Annotated in this window: 31 protein-coding genes and 1 pseudogene; 1 reads left to right on the forward strand and 31 read right to left on the reverse strand. The window is 38.9% G+C overall.

Translation table 11 applies throughout. From position 1 onward, the window contains the following. Positions 1 to 118 precede the first annotated feature (118 nt). From rplQ to rpsJ, 29 genes are all read right to left on the reverse strand, one after another. A complete protein-coding gene (gene rplQ, locus AB3219_RS10275) occupies positions 119 to 502 on the reverse strand; it encodes a 50S ribosomal protein L17 (protein ID WP_057807179.1) in 384 nt (127 codons plus the stop codon). A 21-nt stretch (positions 503 to 523) separates the two neighbouring features. Then, complete coding sequence (locus AB3219_RS10280; protein WP_057807177.1) at positions 524 to 1,468, reverse strand: DNA-directed RNA polymerase subunit alpha; 945 nt, start codon at positions 1,466 to 1,468, stop codon at positions 524 to 526. A gap of 82 nt (positions 1,469 to 1,550) precedes the next feature. Further along, the gene (gene rpsK, locus AB3219_RS10285) at positions 1,551 to 1,940 is read right to left on the reverse strand and encodes a 30S ribosomal protein S11 (RefSeq protein ID WP_057782502.1); all 390 of its coding nucleotides are present in this window, start codon (positions 1,938 to 1,940) and stop codon (positions 1,551 to 1,553) included. Positions 1,941 to 1,961: 21 nt separating this feature from the next. Beyond that, positions 1,962 to 2,327 carry a 30S ribosomal protein S13 gene (gene rpsM, locus AB3219_RS10290; protein ID WP_057751206.1) on the reverse strand — a complete coding sequence of 122 codons (366 nt, stop codon included), beginning with the start codon at positions 2,325 to 2,327 and terminating at the stop codon, positions 1,962 to 1,964. A gap of 21 nt (positions 2,328 to 2,348) precedes the next feature. Further along, positions 2,349 to 2,468 (reverse strand): 50S ribosomal protein L36, encoded by a 120-nt coding sequence (gene rpmJ / locus AB3219_RS10295; RefSeq protein ID WP_011668476.1) that lies wholly within the window; start codon positions 2,466 to 2,468, stop codon positions 2,349 to 2,351. A gap of 26 nt (positions 2,469 to 2,494) precedes the next feature. Then, positions 2,495 to 2,713, reverse strand: a complete 219-nt coding sequence (gene infA, locus AB3219_RS10300) for a translation initiation factor IF-1 (RefSeq protein ID WP_057771895.1) — start codon at positions 2,711 to 2,713, stop codon at positions 2,495 to 2,497. Positions 2,714 to 2,874: 161 nt separating this feature from the next. Next, a complete protein-coding gene (locus tag AB3219_RS10305; protein WP_057807175.1) occupies positions 2,875 to 3,534 on the reverse strand; it encodes an adenylate kinase in 660 nt (219 codons plus the stop codon). Positions 3,535 to 3,550: 16 nt separating this feature from the next. Beyond that, complete coding sequence (secY, locus tag AB3219_RS10310) at positions 3,551 to 4,876, reverse strand: preprotein translocase subunit SecY (RefSeq protein ID WP_263807449.1); 1,326 nt, start codon at positions 4,874 to 4,876, stop codon at positions 3,551 to 3,553. Further along, positions 4,876 to 5,310: a 50S ribosomal protein L15 gene (gene rplO, locus AB3219_RS10315; RefSeq protein WP_057807172.1), complete on the reverse strand. Its 435-nt coding sequence runs from the start codon at positions 5,308 to 5,310 to the stop codon at positions 4,876 to 4,878. Before rplO ends, secY begins: the two co-directional genes overlap by 1 nt. Positions 5,311 to 5,338: 28 nt before the next feature. Then, on the reverse strand, positions 5,339 to 5,521 hold the full coding sequence (rpmD, locus tag AB3219_RS10320) for a 50S ribosomal protein L30 (RefSeq protein ID WP_057751191.1): 183 nt from the start codon (positions 5,519 to 5,521) through the stop codon (positions 5,339 to 5,341). Between the two features lie 13 nt (positions 5,522 to 5,534). Next, complete coding sequence (gene rpsE / locus AB3219_RS10325; RefSeq protein ID WP_216753308.1) at positions 5,535 to 6,038, reverse strand: 30S ribosomal protein S5; 504 nt, start codon at positions 6,036 to 6,038, stop codon at positions 5,535 to 5,537. Positions 6,039 to 6,059: 21 nt separating this feature from the next. Beyond that, complete coding sequence (rplR, locus tag AB3219_RS10330; RefSeq protein WP_074693901.1) at positions 6,060 to 6,416, reverse strand: 50S ribosomal protein L18; 357 nt, start codon at positions 6,414 to 6,416, stop codon at positions 6,060 to 6,062. A gap of 43 nt (positions 6,417 to 6,459) precedes the next feature. Beyond that, positions 6,460 to 6,996, reverse strand: coding sequence for a 50S ribosomal protein L6 (gene rplF, locus AB3219_RS10335; protein ID WP_260365537.1), 537 nt, complete (start codon positions 6,994 to 6,996; stop codon positions 6,460 to 6,462). Between the two features lie 30 nt (positions 6,997 to 7,026). Continuing rightward, the gene (gene rpsH, locus AB3219_RS10340; RefSeq protein ID WP_057807163.1) at positions 7,027 to 7,425 is read right to left on the reverse strand and encodes a 30S ribosomal protein S8; all 399 of its coding nucleotides are present in this window, start codon (positions 7,423 to 7,425) and stop codon (positions 7,027 to 7,029) included. Between the two features lie 34 nt (positions 7,426 to 7,459). Next, positions 7,460 to 7,645: a type Z 30S ribosomal protein S14 gene (locus AB3219_RS10345; protein ID WP_074693903.1), complete on the reverse strand. Its 186-nt coding sequence runs from the start codon at positions 7,643 to 7,645 to the stop codon at positions 7,460 to 7,462. A gap of 18 nt (positions 7,646 to 7,663) precedes the next feature. Next, entirely contained in the window at positions 7,664 to 8,206 is a 543-nt protein-coding gene (gene rplE, locus AB3219_RS10350) for a 50S ribosomal protein L5 (RefSeq protein WP_216753307.1), read from the reverse strand. Between the two features lie 25 nt (positions 8,207 to 8,231). Further along, the gene (gene rplX, locus AB3219_RS10355; protein WP_216753306.1) at positions 8,232 to 8,543 is read right to left on the reverse strand and encodes a 50S ribosomal protein L24; all 312 of its coding nucleotides are present in this window, start codon (positions 8,541 to 8,543) and stop codon (positions 8,232 to 8,234) included. 33 nt (positions 8,544 to 8,576) lie between these two features. Continuing rightward, a complete protein-coding gene (gene rplN, locus AB3219_RS10360; RefSeq protein WP_057782481.1) occupies positions 8,577 to 8,945 on the reverse strand; it encodes a 50S ribosomal protein L14 in 369 nt (122 codons plus the stop codon). Positions 8,946 to 8,999: 54 nt separating this feature from the next. Then, complete coding sequence (gene rpsQ / locus AB3219_RS10365; protein WP_263773325.1) at positions 9,000 to 9,266, reverse strand: 30S ribosomal protein S17; 267 nt, start codon at positions 9,264 to 9,266, stop codon at positions 9,000 to 9,002. A 27-nt stretch (positions 9,267 to 9,293) separates the two neighbouring features. Beyond that, a complete protein-coding gene (gene rpmC / locus AB3219_RS10370; protein ID WP_057807155.1) occupies positions 9,294 to 9,488 on the reverse strand; it encodes a 50S ribosomal protein L29 in 195 nt (64 codons plus the stop codon). After that, positions 9,478 to 9,912: a 50S ribosomal protein L16 gene (gene rplP, locus AB3219_RS10375; RefSeq protein ID WP_057782475.1), complete on the reverse strand. Its 435-nt coding sequence runs from the start codon at positions 9,910 to 9,912 to the stop codon at positions 9,478 to 9,480. Before rplP ends, rpmC begins: the two co-directional genes overlap by 11 nt. A 2-nt stretch (positions 9,913 to 9,914) precedes the next feature. Then, positions 9,915 to 10,586, reverse strand: a complete 672-nt coding sequence (gene rpsC, locus AB3219_RS10380) for a 30S ribosomal protein S3 (RefSeq protein WP_057807153.1) — start codon at positions 10,584 to 10,586, stop codon at positions 9,915 to 9,917. Between the two features lie 12 nt (positions 10,587 to 10,598). Beyond that, positions 10,599 to 10,946 carry a 50S ribosomal protein L22 gene (rplV, locus tag AB3219_RS10385; protein ID WP_057782471.1) on the reverse strand — a complete coding sequence of 116 codons (348 nt, stop codon included), beginning with the start codon at positions 10,944 to 10,946 and terminating at the stop codon, positions 10,599 to 10,601. A gap of 12 nt (positions 10,947 to 10,958) precedes the next feature. Further along, on the reverse strand, positions 10,959 to 11,243 hold the full coding sequence (gene rpsS / locus AB3219_RS10390) for a 30S ribosomal protein S19 (protein WP_057807150.1): 285 nt from the start codon (positions 11,241 to 11,243) through the stop codon (positions 10,959 to 10,961). A 29-nt stretch (positions 11,244 to 11,272) separates the two neighbouring features. After that, positions 11,273 to 12,121, reverse strand: a complete 849-nt coding sequence (gene rplB, locus AB3219_RS10395; protein ID WP_216753305.1) for a 50S ribosomal protein L2 — start codon at positions 12,119 to 12,121, stop codon at positions 11,273 to 11,275. Positions 12,122 to 12,147: 26 nt separating this feature from the next. Beyond that, positions 12,148 to 12,435 carry a 50S ribosomal protein L23 gene (gene rplW / locus AB3219_RS10400; protein ID WP_057751148.1) on the reverse strand — a complete coding sequence of 96 codons (288 nt, stop codon included), beginning with the start codon at positions 12,433 to 12,435 and terminating at the stop codon, positions 12,148 to 12,150. Continuing rightward, the gene (rplD, locus tag AB3219_RS10405; RefSeq protein WP_057807146.1) at positions 12,435 to 13,058 is read right to left on the reverse strand and encodes a 50S ribosomal protein L4; all 624 of its coding nucleotides are present in this window, start codon (positions 13,056 to 13,058) and stop codon (positions 12,435 to 12,437) included. Before rplD ends, rplW begins: the two co-directional genes overlap by 1 nt. A gap of 18 nt (positions 13,059 to 13,076) precedes the next feature. Then, entirely contained in the window at positions 13,077 to 13,712 is a 636-nt protein-coding gene (gene rplC, locus AB3219_RS10410) for a 50S ribosomal protein L3 (RefSeq protein ID WP_263773326.1), read from the reverse strand. A 48-nt stretch (positions 13,713 to 13,760) separates the two neighbouring features. After that, positions 13,761 to 14,069: a 30S ribosomal protein S10 gene (gene rpsJ / locus AB3219_RS10415; RefSeq protein ID WP_046871293.1), complete on the reverse strand. Its 309-nt coding sequence runs from the start codon at positions 14,067 to 14,069 to the stop codon at positions 13,761 to 13,763. A gap of 298 nt (positions 14,070 to 14,367) precedes the next feature. On the opposite strand from rpsJ, the pseudogene AB3219_RS10420 reads away from it, so the two are divergent. After that, positions 14,368 to 14,921 (forward strand): annotated as a pseudogene (locus AB3219_RS10420) (cysteine hydrolase family protein). A gap of 85 nt (positions 14,922 to 15,006) precedes the next feature. On the opposite strand, the gene fusA reads toward AB3219_RS10420, so the two are convergent. Both fusA and rpsG read right to left on the reverse strand, forming a co-directional pair. Then, positions 15,007 to 17,106 carry an elongation factor G gene (gene fusA, locus AB3219_RS10425; RefSeq protein ID WP_263773327.1) on the reverse strand — a complete coding sequence of 700 codons (2,100 nt, stop codon included), beginning with the start codon at positions 17,104 to 17,106 and terminating at the stop codon, positions 15,007 to 15,009. A 135-nt stretch (positions 17,107 to 17,241) separates the two neighbouring features. Then, positions 17,242 to 17,712, reverse strand: coding sequence for a 30S ribosomal protein S7 (gene rpsG, locus AB3219_RS10430; RefSeq protein WP_057782453.1), 471 nt, complete (start codon positions 17,710 to 17,712; stop codon positions 17,242 to 17,244). Positions 17,713 to 17,721 lie beyond the last annotated feature (9 nt).

The following is a 17,721-nucleotide window of genomic DNA, read 5'->3' on the forward strand; positions in this document are numbered from 1 at the left end:
TAATACAACGTATTAACCGTGGGCTAGACTCGGAATTACTTCCAACATCATTACACCCTACCACAACTCTTAGTGATAAATTTGTTAATTCAAAGATTTAAACCTTTTGTTTGAAAATTTAGTCAACAAACTCCAAGATAACCATTGGTGCAGCGTCTCCGCGACGAGGCATAGTCTTGAGAATTCGTGTGTATCCACCCTTACGATCAGCGTAACGAGTAGATAAATCACCAAACAACTTCTGAAGAGCTGAAGTAACTTTAACTTCGTCACCGTCTTCAGCAACATCAGCGACTACATTACGAAGATAAGCAGCTGCTTGTCGACGTGCATGTAAATCCCCACGTTTACCTAATGTGATCATTTTTTCGGTAGTTGATCGTACTTCTTTAGCACGTGCTTCTGTTGTGACAATCTTTTCATTAACAATTAAGTTAGTAGTTAAGTCACGAAGCAAAGCCTTGCGTTGTGAACTCGTACGACCTAATTTACGATAGCCCATGAATGGAAACCCTCCTTATAATTAGTCTTCATTGCGTAATGAAAGTCCAAGATCAGTTAATTTAACTTTAACTTCTTCAAGGGATTTGCGTCCGAGATTACGAACTTTCATCATTTGTGCTTCAGTTTTGTCAGTTAATTCCTGAACAGTATTGATTCCAGCACGCTTCAAACAATTGTATGAACGAACTGATAAATCAAGCTCTTCGATAGACATTTCCAACATTTTTTCTTTATGTGTTTCTTCCTTTTCGACCATGATTTCAGCATCTTGAGCTTCATCCGTTAAATTAACAAATAATGCCAAGTGTTCCGTTAGGATCTTTGCTGAAAGACTAGTAGCCTCACTAGGACTAATTGAACCGTCAGTCCAAACATCCAAAGTAAGCTTATCATAGTCATCCCGCTGACCAACACGTGTATTTTCAACCTGATAGTTGACACGCTCGATTGGGGTATAAATGGAATCGATTGGAAGTACACCAATTGGCATATCATCCTTGCGAGCCTTATTTTCATCAGCCGAAACATAACCACGACCAGTATCAGCTGTTAAAACGGCATGAAAGGTAACACCATCGGCAACGGTACAAATATACTGATCCGGATTAAGGATCTCAACATCACTGTCGCCCTGAATGTCACCAGCAGTGACAGTAGCAGGTCCTTTAACATTAATTTCTAAAGATTTTTCATCGTCACTTTCAATCTTTAAAGAAACCTTTTTAATGTTTAAGATGATTTGTGTGACATCTTCAACTACGCCTTCAATCGTTGAAAACTCATGAAGAACGCCATCAATTTGAATGCTTGTAACCGCTGCACCCGGTAATGACGATAACAAAATACGACGTAATGAATTACCTAAGGTTGTTCCATAGCCACGTTCAAGTGGTTCTACAACAAACTTGCCGTAATTTGCATTCTCATCAATCTTATGAATGTTTGGTTTTTCAAATTCGATCATTCTAATCTTTACCCCTTTCAAAACGCGTTGTGCATAGTAACTTGGAATGCATCATGAAGTTAGCCCTCAAAAAATTGACGCACTATACACGACGGCGCTTTGGAGGACGAGAACCATTATGAGGAACTGGTGTAACATCGCGAATAGCAGTAACTTCCAATCCAGTAGATTGGAGAGCACGAATAGCAGCTTCACGACCAGAACCAGGACCCTTAACAGCAACTTCAACGGATTTCATACCATGTTCCATTGCTGCTTTTGCTGCAGCTTCAGAAGCCATTTGAGCAGCAAATGGAGTCGATTTACGACTACCTTTAAATCCAAGTGAACCTGCTGATGACCATGCAACAGCGTTTCCTTGAGGATCTGTAATCATAACTAATGTATTGTTAAAAGTTGAGTGGATATGTGCCACACCAGCTTCAATATTTTTTCTTACTCGACGCTTACGAGTAGTCTTTCTGGTTGCCAATATGCTAGCCTCCTTTATTTATTATTTCTTTCTTCCGGCGATTGAAACTTTCTTGCCTTTACGAGTACGTGCATTATTCTTCGTGTTTTGTCCACGAACTGGGAGTCCACGACGATGACGCATGCCACGATATGAACCGATTTCTTGGAGACGTTTAATATCAAGACTTACTGAACGACGAAGATCTCCTTCAACACGGTAGTTATCTACTTGTGCACGAACTTTATCTTCATCATCTGCAGAAAGATCACGAACACGGACGTCTTCAGAGACACCAGCATCCTTTAAAATCTTTTTAGCAGTAGTATTTCCGATACCAAAAATGTATGTTAAACCAATCACGATTCGTTTATCTCGTGGTAAATCAACACCTGCAATACGAGCCATTAAATTTCACCTCCAGATTAATTATTTTCCTTGACGCTGTTTATGCTTTGGATTTGCTGAGCAAATAACCATAACGCGTCCCTTACGTTTAATTACTTTACAATGTTCACACATTGGTTTTACTGATGGACGTACTTTCATGAATATTCCTCCTAAAACGTTAAAACTTATCTGAAACGATAGGTAATACGACCCTTTGAAAGATCGTATGGCGACATTTCCACAGTTACCTTATCTCCCGGAAGAATCCGAATATAATGCATACGAATCTTTCCAGAAACGTGTGCTAATATTTCATGACCGTTTTCGAGTTCAACTTTAAACATCGCATTTGGTAAAGTTTCTTTTACCTTGCCTTCAATTTCAATGACATTATCTTTTGCCACTAAATGTGCCTCCCATTTCACTGTTCTTTTCTTTACAAACTCAGTCGTTCAGTGCTTATTGTAACTTAAAAGTACCATAAGCTAAACCTGAACAAGTTTACCATAAGGTAATTTCATTTGCAAATAAACAAAATTAACTGGTAATAATGAACAGGCATGCATTAAATAGCTCGTAATACCTTTTGAATTTCTTTGTATACATCGTCAATATCTTGATCACCATTAACTGTATATAATAATTTTTTATCATTATAAAAATCAATGAGTGGTGTATTCAACTTTGTATTAACTTCAATGCGATTTTTAACCGTTTCAGGTTTGTCATCATCACGCTGATAAAATTCATGGTGTCCACAAACATCACAAGTACCTTCAACCTTTGGTGGGTTGTATAGCTTATGGTATGTTGCGCCACAATTTTTACAAATGAATCGTCCTGAAAGACGCTCAATCAAAACTTCCGGATCAACGTGGATATTAATAACCGCATTGATTGGTTTGTTCAATTTCGCAGTCATCTTGTCCAAAGCATTAGCTTGTTCAAGATTACGAGGATAACCATCCAGCATAAAGCCGGCATTAGTATCATCCTCAGCAAGACGATCTTCCACAATTCCGTCAGTAACGGAATCTGGAACCAAATTACCTTGATCAATAAATTTCTTAGCTTCAATTCCCATCTTAGTGCCATTTTTCATTGCTGCTCGGAAAATGTCACCAGTTGAAATATGAACTGTATGAAATTCAGCAACAATCTTTTGTGCTTGGGTACCCTTACCAGCACCTGGTAATCCCATCAAAACGAGATTAAGAGTTGTCATTTTTGTTTTCCTCCAATTATTTGGTTTGTTCTGGTGTTCTGATAAAACCGACATATTCGCGTTTCATCATTAAACCATCAATCTGACTGATGATTTCAATTGCAACACCAACGACAATCAACAAACTTGTTCCGCCTAAACCGATTGATTCATCCAAGTTCCAGAAGTCTTGTGCCAACAATGGAATTAGTGAAACTAATCCTAAAAATAGCGATCCAACTACTGACAAACGAATTAACAATTGAGACACATAACTCTGTGTCTCATGGCCAGGCCAAACTCCCGGAATATAACTTCCTTGTTTTTGAAGATTCTCTGCCAATTTTTCAGGGTTAACCTGAACAAATGCATAGAAGAAGGTAAAGACGACAATCAAGAATGTGTACAAAATTGCACCATCTGTCGTTTGCATGTTAAACACATTCGACAAAATTTGGTACCAAGTATCAGAGGAGTGATTATTTGCAAAAGCCATCAAGATAGTTTGAGGTGTTGCAATAAATGAACTCGCAAAGATAACTGGAATAACACCAGCTACATTAACCTTTAAAGGTAAGTAACTGCTGTCAGGTGCACCTGACGCTCTTCTTGTATACTGAATTGGAACACGACGACTAGCCTGTTGAACCCAAGTAACAAAGATCACGATTGCCAATACGGCAATAATCAAAACAGCCACAAAAATGTAACTGTTCAACCATTGACTTTTAGCAGTATCCACAAATTGTTCTTGATAAATTTGATAAATACTTGTTGGTGTTCGTGCGATAATTCCGGCAAAAATCAAGATTGAAACACCATTACCAAGACCTCGATCGGTGATCATATCACCCATCCAGGTTGCTAACATTGTTCCACCAGTCAAGATAAGTCCGATTGTGACATAAGTCTGCACACTAGGATCTTTAACCAAGTTCAAGCCCAAGTTCAAGCTGCTTAACGCATTAAATCCAGCTGTAATACCAACCGATTGGACAAACGCCAATATGATAGTCAAGTACCGCGTAGCCTGATTTAACTTACGTCGACCAACTTCACCTTGTTTACTCCATTCAACAAACCTAGGAACAATGTCCATTTGCAAAAGTTGAATAACAATTTGCGCAGTAATGTATGGAGAAACACCCATCGCAAAAATAGAATAATTGGATAGGCCACCACCACTAAAGGTATTTAAGATGCCAACCAATCCAGAGGAAGCAACACTTTGTAATGCTTTGGCGTTAATCCCAGGAACTGTGATATACGCACCTAAACGATAAATAATCAAAACACCTAGGGTAAACAGAATTTTATTTCTAATATCCTTTACTTTAAAAGCGTTTTTGATAATCGATAGCATTAAATCACCTCAGTTTTGCCACCTGCAGCTTCAATTGCTTTTACTGCACTTTCTGAGAACTTATTAGCTTTAACTGTTAATTTCTTAGATAACTCACCGTCACCCAAAACTTTAACACCACTAAGCACTTTATTAATTACACCAGCTTTTAAAAGAGCTTCTGGTGTAACTTCTGCACCTTCATCAAACGCATTTAAGTTTGTCAAATTTACAATGGCATACTCTTTACGATTAATGTTAGTAAAGCCTCGTTTTGGAATTCGACGATAAAGTGGCATTTGGCCACCTTCAAAGCCCAAACGAACTTTTCCACGAGCCTTTTGGCCTTTTTGACCACGGCCAGATGTCTTACCATTACCAGATGAGGTTCCACGTCCAACACGGTTACGTACCTTACGTGAACCTTCACTAGGTTTTAATTCATTCAACTTCATAAGTATCGGCACCTCCTAACTAATTAAATTATTTAACTTCTTCAACTTCGATTAAATGGGCAATATGGAAAATTGCACCACGAGTCGCCTCATTATTAGGTAAAACGACTGAGCTATTAACCCGTCCCAAACCTAATTCTTTAACAATCTTACGTTGCTTGGGGAGGCGATGTACTGCACTCTTAATAAGTGTAATTTTTAATTGAGCCATCTTTTGTTCCTCCTTATTCAGCCAAGTGTTCTGCAGAAACACCACGTAATGAAGCAATTTCTTCAGCACTACGTAAGCCCTTCAAACCTTCAAATGTCGCACGAATAACGTTTACAGGTGTGTTTGAACCCAAACGTTTACTTGTAACATCATCTACTCCTGCAAGTTCCATAACGGCACGAACAGCACCACCAGCTGCAACACCAGAACCTTCTTCAGCAGGCTTTAATAAAATTCGTCCGCCACCAAACTCACCGATGATTTCGTGAGGGATGGTTGTGCCAATAATTGGGACTTGGATCAAACTCTTTGTAGCAGTTTCAACAGCCTTACGAATAGCTTCTGGAACTTCTTGAGCTTTACCAGTACCAAAACCAACGTGACCATTTTTATCGCCAACAACGACTAAAGCAGCAAAACGAAGACGACGGCCACCTTTAACAACCTTAGTAACACGGTTGATACCAACAACCCGATCTTCTAAGTCTAACTTTTCTGGATCGATATAATTCGACATGTACGGTATTCCCTCCTTATCTTAGAATTTAAGTCCGTTTTCACGAGCAGCTTCAGCTAAAGCTTGAACTCGGCCATGGTATAAGTACCCGCCACGATCGAAAACGACTTTTTCAATTTTCTTTTCTGTTGCGCGTTTTGCAACCAAAGCACCAACAGAACTTGCTTGATCAGTTTTTGAATCTCCACTAACTTCACTGTCCAATGTTGAGGCACTTGCTAGCGTTACACCCGCTACGTCATCAATTACTTGAGCGTAGATGTTTTTATTTGAACGATATACATTTAAGCGTGGGCACTCTGCAGTCCCAGAAATCTTATTACGAACACGTAAATGACGTCTTTGACGTGTTTTATTTTTATCTGGTTTTGAAATCACAATTTTCACCTCTAGAATATTCTAATGACTAGCCTAAGCGGCATTACTTACCAGTTTTACCTTCCTTAAGACGAACGTATTCACCAACATAGCGAACACCCTTACCTTTATAAGGTTCTGGAGAACGAACGGCACGAATCTCAGCAGCAAAATCGCCAACACGTTGTTTGCTAATTCCACTAACCGCGATATGTGTGTTATCAGGAACTTCTAACTGTAAATCAGCAGGAGTTTCCAGTTCAACAGGATTGGAATAACCTAAGTTTAAAACCAGTGTTTTTCCCTTAAGTTGTGCACGATAACCAACACCAACTAACTGTAAGTCTTTTTTGTAACCTTTAGTAACTCCTTCAACCATGTTGTTAAAGTTTGCACGAGTTGCTCCATGTAAGGCACGCATTTTATTATCATTAGTTGGGCGATCAAATGTAACCACGTTATCCTTTACAGACATTGTGATCTCAGTGCTAACAGTACGAGTTAATGTTCCCTTAGGACCCTTAACAGTAACTTGATCACCATCGGCCTTGACTTCAACGCCAGATGGAATTTCTACAGCTTTATAACCAATACGACTCAATTTAACTGCACCTCCTTACTTTTTTAAATTTTACCAAACGTAAGCTAAAACTTCGCCACCGATTTTTTTAGCGCGAGCTTCTTTATCAGTGATTACACCTTCAGATGTTGAAATGATTGCGATACCTAAACCATTCAAAACCTTTGGTACATCATCAGCTTTTACATATGAACGTAAACCTGGTTTTGAAATACGTTTCAATCCAGTAATAACACGTTCTTTGTTTTTACCATATTTAAGGAACACACGAATAATACCTTGCTTGTCGTCATCGACATATTCGACGTCCTTGATAAAGCCTTCGTTCTTAAGAATTTCAGCAATATCATGTTTGATTGTTGATGCAGGAACTTCTAAAGATTCGTGACGAACCATGTTCGCATTACGAATACGTGTTAAGAAATCTGCAATAGGATCAGTCATAGACATTAATGTTTACCCTCCTTTTACTCCGGTATACTTTTTACCAGCTTGCTTTTTTCATGCCAGGGATTTGGCCTTCATGAGCTAACTCGCGAAGACAAATGCGGCAAAGATGGAACTTACGATATACAGAGTGTGGACGGCCACAACGCTCACAACGTGTGTAGTTTTGTGTCGAATACTTTGCAGGACGTTGACTCTTAATAACTAACGATTTTTTTGCCAAATTTATTGCTCCCTTCGTTTACTTTTCGAATGGCATTCCAAGTTGTGCCAATAATTCACGTGATTCTTCATCTGTCTGAGCAGTTGTTACGATAACAATATCTAAACCACGAACATGGTTAACATTATCATAATCAATTTCAGGGAAGATTAATTGTTCACGGACACCAAGTGTATAGTTTCCACGGCCATCAAAAGCCCTTGAACTAACACCATGGAAGTCACGAACACGTGGTAACGACACATTGATTAACTTATCTAAGAAATCATACATGCGTTCGCCACGAAGTGTAACTTTAGCACCAATTGACATACCTTCACGTAAACGGAATCCGGCAATTGACTTCTTAGCCTTTGTTACCAAAGGTTTTTGACCAGAGATCAATGTTAATTCTTCAACAGCTTCGTCAAGATTCTTAGCATTAGTTGTTGCATCACCAACACCCATATTTAAGACAACTTTGTTGACCTTGGGTGCCTGCATTACTGAAGTGTAATCAAACTTTTTTACAAGCGCTGGAGTAACTTCTTTAACGTATTTTTCTTTTAAACGGTTAGACATGAAAAATTTTTCCTCCTTTCATGAATTATTTATCGATTGTTTCGCCAGATTTTTTAGCAAAACGTACTTTTTTACCATCTACAACTTTGTAGCCTACACGAGTAGGTTCATTAGTTGATGGATCAATTAACATCACGTTAGAAGCATCAATTGCAGCTTCTACATCAAGAATTCCACCTTGAGGGTTGTCATTACTTGCTTTTTGATGTTTTTTAACTTTATTAAGGCCTTCAACCACAACGCGATTTTTCTTAGCAAGGGTTTTAATAATTGTGCCCTCTTTGCCTTTTTCTTTGCCGCTAATTACGCGAACTTTATCACCATTTTTTACGAACATGCCGTGTCGCACCTCCTTAGATCCGATTGTTATTTACAATACTTCAGGGGCCAAAGAAACAATCTTCATGTAATCTTTGTCACGCAATTCACGTGCAACGGGTCCGAAGATACGTGTTCCTTGAGGGCTCTTATCATCTTTGATTAAAACTGCAGCATTTTCATCAAATTTGATGTATGAGCCATCAGCACGGTGTGCACCATCTTTAGTACGAACAACAACTGCCTTAACGACGTCACCTTTTTTGACAACGCCACCTGGTGTTGCTTGTTTGACAGTAGCCACAATAGTATCACCAATATAACCAAATTTTACTCGAGATCCACCTAAAACCTTGATTACCAAAATTTCACGTGCACCTGAATTGTCAGCAACTTTTAAACGACTCTCTTGTTGGATCACAGTTAGTGTCCTCCTTCCATTTTTGTATCAGAATACGAAATTAAAATAACAAATTTAGATAGTAACTGCTTTCTCAACGATATCAAGTAAACGGAATCGTTTGGTTGCGGACAAAGGCCGTGTTTCCATGATTCTTACAACATCGCCAACTTTAACTTCATTATTCTCATCATGTGCTTTATATTTCTTTGAATATTTAACACGTTTGCCATAAACAGGGTGCGTTTTGTAAGTATTAATCTGAACTGTGATTGTTTTATCCATCTTGTCTGAAACAACACGGCCTTGATATACTTTACGAGCGTTACGTTCTTCACTCATGTGTTAAGTTCCTCCCTTCGTATTCTTCTACTTGTTTAATTCTTTTTGACGCAAAACAGTTTTAATTCGTGCAATGTTCTTACGAACTTGCTTGAGACGAGCAGTGTTTTCCAATTGGCCAGTTGCTAATTGAAAACGTAAGTTAAAAAGCTCATCCTTATAATCTTGTTCCTTTTTAAGCATCTCATCAGTGGTTAATTCATTAATTTCTTTAGCCTTCATCTGATTCGCCACCTACTTCCTCGCGTTTGATAATCTTCGTTCTAACGGGTAGTTTCATGGAAGCAAGACGTAATGATTCACGTGCAACTTCTTCACTAACACCACCGACTTCGAACATAACCTTACCGCGTTTAACTGGTGCTACCCAACCTTCAGGTGTACCTTTACCATTACCCATACGAACACCTACACCTTTAGAAGTGTAAGACTTGTGAGGGAAAATTTTGATCCAAACCTTACCACCACGTTTCATGTGACGGTTCATAGCAACACGTGCTGCTTCAATCTGACGGTTTGAGATCCAATGTGAATCTAAAGCTTGTAAACCGTAATCACCGAATGTAACGGTTCTACCGCCCTTTGCGGCACCACGCATTTTACCACGATGCACACGACGGAACTTAACTCGTTTTGGTACTAGCATGATTATTTCCCTCCTTGTTCTTTAGAATTTCCTTTGGAACTCTTAGCTTCTGGTAAGATTTCTCCACGGTAGATCCAAGTTTTAACACCCAAACGACCGTATGTAGTACTTGCTTCAACCCAAGCATAATCCACATCAGCACGTAATGTATGCAATGGAACCGTTCCTTCAGAATAATGTTCAACACGGGACATATCCGCTCCGTTCAAACGACCTGCAACCTGAGTTTTGATACCCTTAGCACCTGCACGCATTGTACGTTGCATAGCTTGTTTCATTGCGCGACGGAAAGCAACACGGCCTTCCAATTGAGCAGCAATGTTTTCACCAACTAATTTGGCATCTAAATCAGGTTTCTTGATTTCAATAATATTAATATGAACTCGTTTACCTGTAAGTTCATTTAATTGTTTACGTAAGCTTTCTACCTCGGATCCGCCTTTTCCAATGACCATACCTGGTTTTGCAGTATGGATTGAAATGTTCACGCGATTTGCAGCACGTTCGATTTCTACATTGGAAACAGATGCGTCGGCAAGCTTAGTTGAGATGAATTTACGAATTTGTAAATCTTCACGTAAGTAGTTAGCAAAATCTTTTTCAGCATACCATTTTGCTTCCCAGTCACGGATGACACCAACACGAAATCCATTTGGATTTACTTTTTGACCCACGCGTGTTCCCTCCTATTTCTCAGATACGACTACTGTAATGTGACTTGTTCGTTTGTTGATTGGTGAAGCAGAACCTTTTGCTCGAGGACGGAAACGTTTTAAAGTTGGTCCTTCATTAACATAAGCTTCACTTACAACCAAATCTTCACGATCTAAGTCGAAGTTGTTTTCTGCATTAGCTACAGCAGACATTAAAACTTTTTCTACAACTGGTGATGCACCTCTTGGTGTGAACTTAAGAGTTGCAATTGCTTCTGCGACACTTTTTCCTCTAATAAGATCAATTACTAAACGAACCTTACGAGCGGCAATGCGAACAGTTTTTGCAGTTGCATGTGCAGATGTTACTTGTTCAGCCATGATTCATCCTCCTTATTTAGCAACTGTTGTCTTCTTATCGTCGGTACCATGTCCATGGAATGTTCGAGTAGGAACAAACTCACCAAGTTTATGGCCAACCATGTCATCTTGAATATAAACAGGGACATGTTTTCTGCCATCATAAACAGCAATTGTATAACCGATAAAACTTGGGAAAATTGTGGAACGACGTGACCATGTTTTGATTACAGACTTTTTGTCTTGATCTTTTTGTGCATCGATCTTCTTTAAAAGATAATCGTCTGCAAATGGTCCTTTTTTCAAACTACGACTCATTATGAAACCTCCTTTAGGGAAATTTTCGACTAAATATTACCTAAGCGACCGCGCTTACGACCACGAACGATAAATTTATTGGATTTATTCCGTTTGTTACGTGTCTTCTTACCAATGGTCTTCTTACCCCAAGGTGAAAGAGGCGATGGACGACCGACTGGAGCTTTACCTTCACCACCACCATGTGGATGATCGTTAGGGTTCATTACAGAACCACGAACGTGTGGACGTTGGCCAGCATAACGAGTACGTCCTGCCTTACCAACATTAACCAATTCATGTTCTTCATTACCAACAGCACCGATTGTGGCACGACCAGCAGATAAGATCATACGAACTTCAGATGAAGCTAAACGTACTAAGACGTATTTGCCTTCCTTACCAAGTAATTGTGCTGAAGCACCGGCAGAACGAGCCAACTGACCGCCCTTACCAGGTTTTAATTCGATATTATGAATAATGGTACCAACAGGAATGTCTGTTAATGGTAAAGCATTACCAACTTTAATATCAGCACCTGAACCTGATTGAACTTTGTCGCCAACCTTAAGGCCCTTTGGTGCAATAATATATGACTTAACTCCATCAGCATAAACAAGTAATGCAATGTTTGCTGTTCTGTTTGGATCATATTCAATAGCTTTAACAGTTGCCTCAACATCGTCTTTAATTCGTTTGAAATCAATAATACGATATTGACGCTTATTACCGCCGCCACGATGACGAACGGTCATACGGCCAGAATTATTACGGCCAGCTGTGTGGCTTTGAGATTCAAGTAACGATTTTTCAGGAGTCGTCTTGGTAATTTCGCTATAATCAAGCTGTGTCATGCCACGACGAGCATTTGTCGTTGGTTTAAATTTCTTAATCCCCACGTGTTTTTCCTCCTATAGTTTAGTTATTATTCTTCGTTGAATAATTTAATTTCTTTTGAGTCAGAAGACAATGTAACGATTGCCTTACGACGCTTCTTAGTATAACCAGAATAACGTCCCTGACGTTTGAGTTTACCTTTAACATTCATAATGTTTACTTTAACAACTTTGACATCAAAGACATCTTCAACAGCTTTTTTAACTTCTGTTTTGGTTGCACGAGTATCAACATCGAATGTGTAACGTTTGTCATCCATTTCTGCCATTGAAGCTTCAGTGACAACTGGACGTAAGATTACATCACGTGATTCCATTATGCGAGAGCCTCCTCTACTTGAGAAAGAGCCTTTTGAGTAATAACGAGCTTATCACTATTGACAACATCTAAAACATTTACACCAGTTGGTGAAACAATTTTGACATTTTCAAGGTTGCGAGCTGCACGTGCAGTTGCTTCGTTATCTTCTTCAAGGACTAATAATGCTTTCGTTGAAACTTTCAAGCTGTCAAGTGATTGTGCAAATGCTTTGGTCTTTGGTTGATCAAAGCTGTAACCATCAACAACTACTAAGCTGTCATCCAATACTTTTTGTGAAAGTACAGACTTCAACGCTAAACGACGCATTTTCTTTGGCAATTTGTATGCATATGAACGAGGTGTGGGGCCAAATACAATACCACCGCCACGCCATTGTGGTGAACGGATTGAACCTTGACGTGCACGACCAGTACCCTTTTGACGCCATGGCTTCTTACCACCACCACGAACTGCACTTCGATTTTTAACGGCGTGTGTGCCTTGGCGCAATGATGCGCGTTGCATAACAACAGCTTCAAAAATCACATTATCGTTTGGTGTGATACCAAAAATGTCAGCGTTGAGTTCAACGTCACCATTCTTCGTACCATCTTGTTTATATAAAGATACGCTTGTCATTTAATTTAGTCCTCCTTTCTACTTTTTATGTGGTTTAACTGCATTCTTAACAACTAAGAATGAGTTCTTTGATCCTGGGACATTACCCTTGATCAATAAAACATTGTTTTCTGTATCAGCCTTAACGACTTCTAGATTTTGAACTGTTCGTGTATTGTTACCCATACGACCTGGTAACTTCTTTCCAGGGAACACTCGGTTAATAATTGCGCCTAATGAACCTGGACGACGATGATAACGAGAGCCATGTGCCATCGGACCACGATGTTGTCCATCCTTCTTGATATTTCCTTGGAAACCATGTCCCTTAGAAGTACCTGTGACATCAACGATATCGCCTGCTGCGAACAAGTCAGCTTTAACTTCGTCACCGACTTTTAATTCTCCCAGCTCAACATCTCTGATTTCATGAATGAAGCGCTTAGGATTTGTATTTGCTTTTGCTACATGACCTTGTTCAGGTTTGTTGCTCAATACTTTACGTTTGTTATCGAACCCTAATTGCACTGCGTTATAACCATCACTTTCGACAGTTTTAACTTGTAATACAACGTTTGGTGTTGTATCAACAACAGTAACGGGAACTAATTCACCGTTATCAGTAAAGACTTGGGTCATACCAACCTTTTTTCCTAAGATTCCTTTTGTGGTCATGAGTACACCTCCAATATTATTGTGATTCTAAATTTGTGTTTCTAAAAATTAAAGCTTGATTTCAATATCAACGCCACTTGGCAGATCTAACTTCATCAATGAGTCAACTGTCTTTGGTGTTGGGTTAACGATATCAATCAAACGCTTGTGAGTACGCATTTCAAACTGCTCACGTGCTTTTTTGAACTTATGTGGTGAGCTCAATACCGTATAAATTGTACGTTCTGTTGGCAATGGAATTGGACCAGAAATTGTGGCACCAGTTCTTTTTGCTGTTTCGACAATCTTGTCTGCGGACTGATCTAAAATGCGATGTTCGTAAGCCTTTAAACGGATACGAATTTTTTGTTTTGCCATTGTGTTACCTCCTTCGTCTATTTTGAAAATGAGACTTGCTCCGTGAAAATTACCGCCACACTGTCGTGGCAAAGCGGCCGGGTGTGTCGCAACCTTTCACATCAAAGCTCCTTGTTTTACTTGATTAATGGGCATAATCCACCCGCTAAAATTCAAGTACTTATCCATAATACTAGATAAACTGCGGTTTTACAAGGCTTTGATTGTATTTATTTATCGTTTAAAAAAATGTAATGTATTTGTAACATATGAAAACGATTTATGTTTCATAATGAAACAAAAGATTGGAGGAATTTTAATGAAAAATCCAAAGACGCTTCTTATTATTGATTACACAAATGATTTTGTTGATACTTCTGGTGCACTTACTACCGGAAAGCCAGGACAAAAATCGAATCTGAAATTTTAAAGCTGGCAAATACATTTCAAAATAATGGTGACTATGTTATTTTCCCTACTGATCTTCATATAGAAAATGATCCTTTTCATCCTGAAACAAAACTTTTTCCCCCACATAATTTAAAAAATACATGGGGACATGAATTATATGATCAAGTTCAAATCTGGTTTAACAATCATCAAACTGATAAACATGTTTATTATTTTGATAAAAACAGATACAGTGCATTCGTAAACACGAATTTAGACAATTTTTTGAGAACCCACAAAATTTGTTCACTCACCTTAACCGGTGTTTGCACAGATATTTGCGTATTGCACACGGCAATTTCTGCTTATAATCTTAATTATCAACTTACAATCCCACAAAATGCGGTTGCCAGTTTTGATCAAAACGGTCACACTTGGGCATTAACACATTTCAAAAATTCTTTAGGTGCTCAAGTTATTTAACCAATTTAATGTAAACAAAAAAATCTCAATAAACTCAGTATAAAAACTGAATTTGTTGAGATTTTTTATTTTAACTTATTTAACTTTAGTCCTTACTTGAAGAACCACCATTTTTCTTGATGATATCTTCTTGAATAGACTTAGGAACTGCTTCGTAATGATCAAACGTCATTGTGAATGTCCCACGACCCTGTGAAGCTGAGCGTAAGGTTGTTGCATAACCAAACATTTCTGAAAGTGGTACAAATGCATGAATTTCTTCAGCACCTGAAATAGCTTCCATACCTTCGACACGGCCACGACGAGCTGTAATTTGGCCCATGATATCACCCATGTACTCTTCTGGTACACGAACTTCAACCTTCATAACTGGTTCCAAGATTACAGGAGCAGCCTTCTTAGCAGCATTATGAAGTGAGATTGATGCAGCAACCTTGAAAGCTGCTTCACTAGAATCGACTTCATGATAACTACCATCGTATAACTTAGCTTTCAAGTCAACTAATGGATAGCCTGCAAGAACACCATTATTCAAAGCTTCACGTAAACCTTGTTCAACAGCTGGAATAAATTCACGAGGTACAACACCACCAACAATGGCATCTTCGAATTCAAATCCTTTACCCTCTTCATTAGGTGTGAATTCAATCCAAACATCACCATATTGACCTTTACCACCAGACTGACGAACAAACTTACCTTGAGCAGATGCTGGTTTTGTGAATGCTTCACGATAAGCTACTTGAGGAGCACCAACAGTCGCTTCAACGTTAAATTCACGTTTCATACGATCAATGATAATGTCCAAATGTAACTCACCCATTCCGGCAATCAAAGTTTCACCAGTTTCAGGGTTGGTTTCAGCCTTGAATGTAGGATCTTCTTCAGCAAGTTTTTGAAGCGCAATATCCATCTTATCTTGGTCGGCCTTAGACTTTGGTTCTACGGCAACTTGGATAACTGGGTCAGGGAATTCCATTGATTCCAAATGTAATGGATGGTCTGGATCAGTTAATGAATCACCTGTAGCTGTATTCTTCAAACCAATCGCAGCAGCAATATCACCAGAGAAAACTTCTGGGATTTCTTGACGGTGATTAGAATGCATCTGTAGTAAACGTCCAACACGTTCACGTTTGTCTTTGGTTGAGTTCAATACATAAGAACCTGATTCCAAAGTTCCAGTATAAACTCGAATGTAAGTCAAACGACCAACGAATGGATCAGTTGCGACTTTAAATGCTAAAGCAGCAAATGGTTTGTCATCACCAGCGGTTAACTCAACAGGTTCATCAGTATCAGGATCAATCGCGTTGTATGGTTTAACATCCAATGGTGATGGTAAATAATCAACAACAGCATCCAACATCATCTGAACACCCTTGTTCTTGAAAGCTGAACCAGCTAAAACAGGGAATAATTCAAGATTCAATGTACCTTTACGAATAGCAGCTTTGATTTCTTCTTTACTGATTTCTTCGCCACCAAGGTATTTTTCCATGATGTCATCATCAATATCAGCTAATTGTTCAATCATTTCAGTCCGACGCTTTTCAGCCTCTTCCTTATACTTATCAGGAACATCAACTGTATCCCATTCAGTACCAAGTTGATCTTCATCGTAAAGATCAGCCTTCATTTCAACAAGGTCAATAACCCCTTCAAAATCATCTTCGGCACCAATTGGCATTTGAATTGGTAAAGCATTAGCTTGAAGACGATCCTTGATTGTTTGTACAGAATAGTCAAAGTCAGCGCCAACTTTATCCATCTTATTTGCAAAAACAATTCGTGGAACACTGTAATCAGAAGCCTGACGCCAAACAGTTTCTGTTTGAGGTTCAACACCAGCTTGGGCATCAAGAACCGCAACGGCACCATCTAAAACACGTAATGAACGTTCAACTTCAACAGTGAAGTCCACATGTCCTGGTGTATCAATGATGTTGATTCGATGATCTTTCCAAGCAGCTGTAGTAGCAGCTGATGTGATTGTGATACCACGTTCTTGTTCTTGGGCCATCCAGTCCATTTGTGAAGCACCATCATGGGTTTCACCAATTTTGTGAATTTTACCAGTGTAGTACAAAATCCGCTCTGTAGTAGTCGTTTTACCAGCATCGATATGAGCCATGATTCCGATATTACGAGTCTTTTCAAGTGGAAATTCTCTTTTGTTAGCCATATTAAAAAATGTTTCTCCCTTCAAATTAATGGTTAAAGAGTCAAAATTAGAAAAAATGACTACTATATGGACTTCATATAATAGCCATTCGTCATTGCTTTTCCCATAAACATGGATTAAGCAACAAGCGGAAAATTACCAACGATAATGAGCAAATGCTCGGTTGGCTTCAGCCATTCTATGAGTATCTTCACGCTTTTTAACTGAAGCACCTGTATTATTTGCAGCGTCCATGATTTCACGAGCAAGACGTTCTGTCATTGTATGTTCACCACGAAGGCGTGAATAGTTCACGAGCCAACGAAGTCCTAAAGTTGTCCGACGATCGGGACGTACTTCAATTGGTACTTGGTAGTTAGAACCACCAACACGACGAGCTTTAACTTCAAGAACTGGCATAATGTTCTTCATAGCTTCATCAAATACCTCAGTTGGTTCGTTACCAGTTTCAGATTTGATGACGTCGAATGCATTATAGAGAATCTTTGAAGCTGTACCACGTTTACCATCTAACATTAAATGGTTAATTAAACGAGTTACTAGTTTTGAGTTGTAAATTGGATCAGGTAATACTTCGCGTTTTGATGCAGGGCCTTTTCTTGGCATTTAAATAAC

It is taken from the genome of Pediococcus ethanolidurans, assembly GCF_964062635.1.
GTDB lineage: Bacteria > Bacillota > Bacilli > Lactobacillales > Lactobacillaceae > Pediococcus > Pediococcus ethanolidurans.

Bases quoted from the DNA above. Each gene is read 5' to 3' on its own strand.
- rpmC (WP_057807155.1), bottom strand. From the start codon at position 9,488: ATGAAGGCTAAAGAAATTAATGAATTAACCACTGATGAGATGCTTAAA.
- secY (WP_263807449.1), bottom strand. From the start codon at position 4,876: ATGCTATCGATTATCAAAAACGCTTTTAAAGTAAAGGATATTAGAAAT.
- rplO (WP_057807172.1), bottom strand. From the start codon at position 5,310: ATGAAGTTGAATGAATTAAAACCTAGTGAAGGTTCACGTAAGGTACGT.
- AB3219_RS10280 (WP_057807177.1), bottom strand. From the start codon at position 1,468: ATGATCGAATTTGAAAAACCAAACATTCATAAGATTGATGAGAATGCA.
- rplD (WP_057807146.1), bottom strand. From the start codon at position 13,058: ATGACAAGCGTATCTTTATATAAACAAGATGGTACGAAGAATGGTGAC.
- rplE (WP_216753307.1), bottom strand. From the start codon at position 8,206: ATGTCTAACCGTTTAAAAGAAAAATACGTTAAAGAAGTTACTCCAGCG.
- rpsQ (WP_263773325.1), bottom strand. From the start codon at position 9,266: ATGAGTGAAGAACGTAACGCTCGTAAAGTATATCAAGGCCGTGTTGTT.
- rpmD (WP_057751191.1), bottom strand. From the start codon at position 5,521: ATGGCTCAATTAAAAATTACACTTATTAAGAGTGCAGTACATCGCCTC.
- rplV (WP_057782471.1), bottom strand. From the start codon at position 10,946: ATGGCTGAACAAGTAACATCTGCACATGCAACTGCAAAAACTGTTCGC.
- AB3219_RS10305 (WP_057807175.1), bottom strand. From the start codon at position 3,534: ATGACAACTCTTAATCTCGTTTTGATGGGATTACCAGGTGCTGGTAAG.
- rpmJ (WP_011668476.1), bottom strand. From the start codon at position 2,468: ATGAAAGTACGTCCATCAGTAAAACCAATGTGTGAACATTGTAAAGTA.
- rpsE (WP_216753308.1), bottom strand. From the start codon at position 6,038: ATGTCGAATTATATCGATCCAGAAAAGTTAGACTTAGAAGATCGGGTT.
- rplC (WP_263773326.1), bottom strand. From the start codon at position 13,712: ATGACCACAAAAGGAATCTTAGGAAAAAAGGTTGGTATGACCCAAGTC.
- rpsS (WP_057807150.1), bottom strand. From the start codon at position 11,243: ATGAGTCGTAGTTTGAAAAAAGGACCATTTGCAGACGATTATCTTTTA.
- fusA (WP_263773327.1), bottom strand. From the start codon at position 17,106: ATGGCTAACAAAAGAGAATTTCCACTTGAAAAGACTCGTAATATCGGA.
- rpsJ (WP_046871293.1), bottom strand. From the start codon at position 14,069: ATGGCAAAACAAAAAATTCGTATCCGTTTAAAGGCTTACGAACATCGC.
- rplQ (WP_057807179.1), bottom strand. From the start codon at position 502: ATGGGCTATCGTAAATTAGGTCGTACGAGTTCACAACGCAAGGCTTTG.
- rplX (WP_216753306.1), bottom strand. From the start codon at position 8,543: ATGTTCGTAAAAAATGGTGATAAAGTTCGCGTAATTAGCGGCAAAGAA.
- rpsM (WP_057751206.1), bottom strand. From the start codon at position 2,327: ATGGCTCGTATTGCAGGTGTTGATTTACCACGAGATAAACGAATCGTG.
- rpsG (WP_057782453.1), bottom strand. From the start codon at position 17,712: ATGCCAAGAAAAGGCCCTGCATCAAAACGCGAAGTATTACCTGATCCA.
- rpsH (WP_057807163.1), bottom strand. From the start codon at position 7,425: ATGTCTATGACTGATCCTATTGCAGATTTCTTAACACGTATTCGTAAT.
- rplW (WP_057751148.1), bottom strand. From the start codon at position 12,435: ATGGAATCACGTGATGTAATCTTACGTCCAGTTGTCACTGAAGCTTCA.
- rplP (WP_057782475.1), bottom strand. From the start codon at position 9,912: ATGCTAGTACCAAAACGAGTTAAGTTCCGTCGTGTGCATCGTGGTAAA.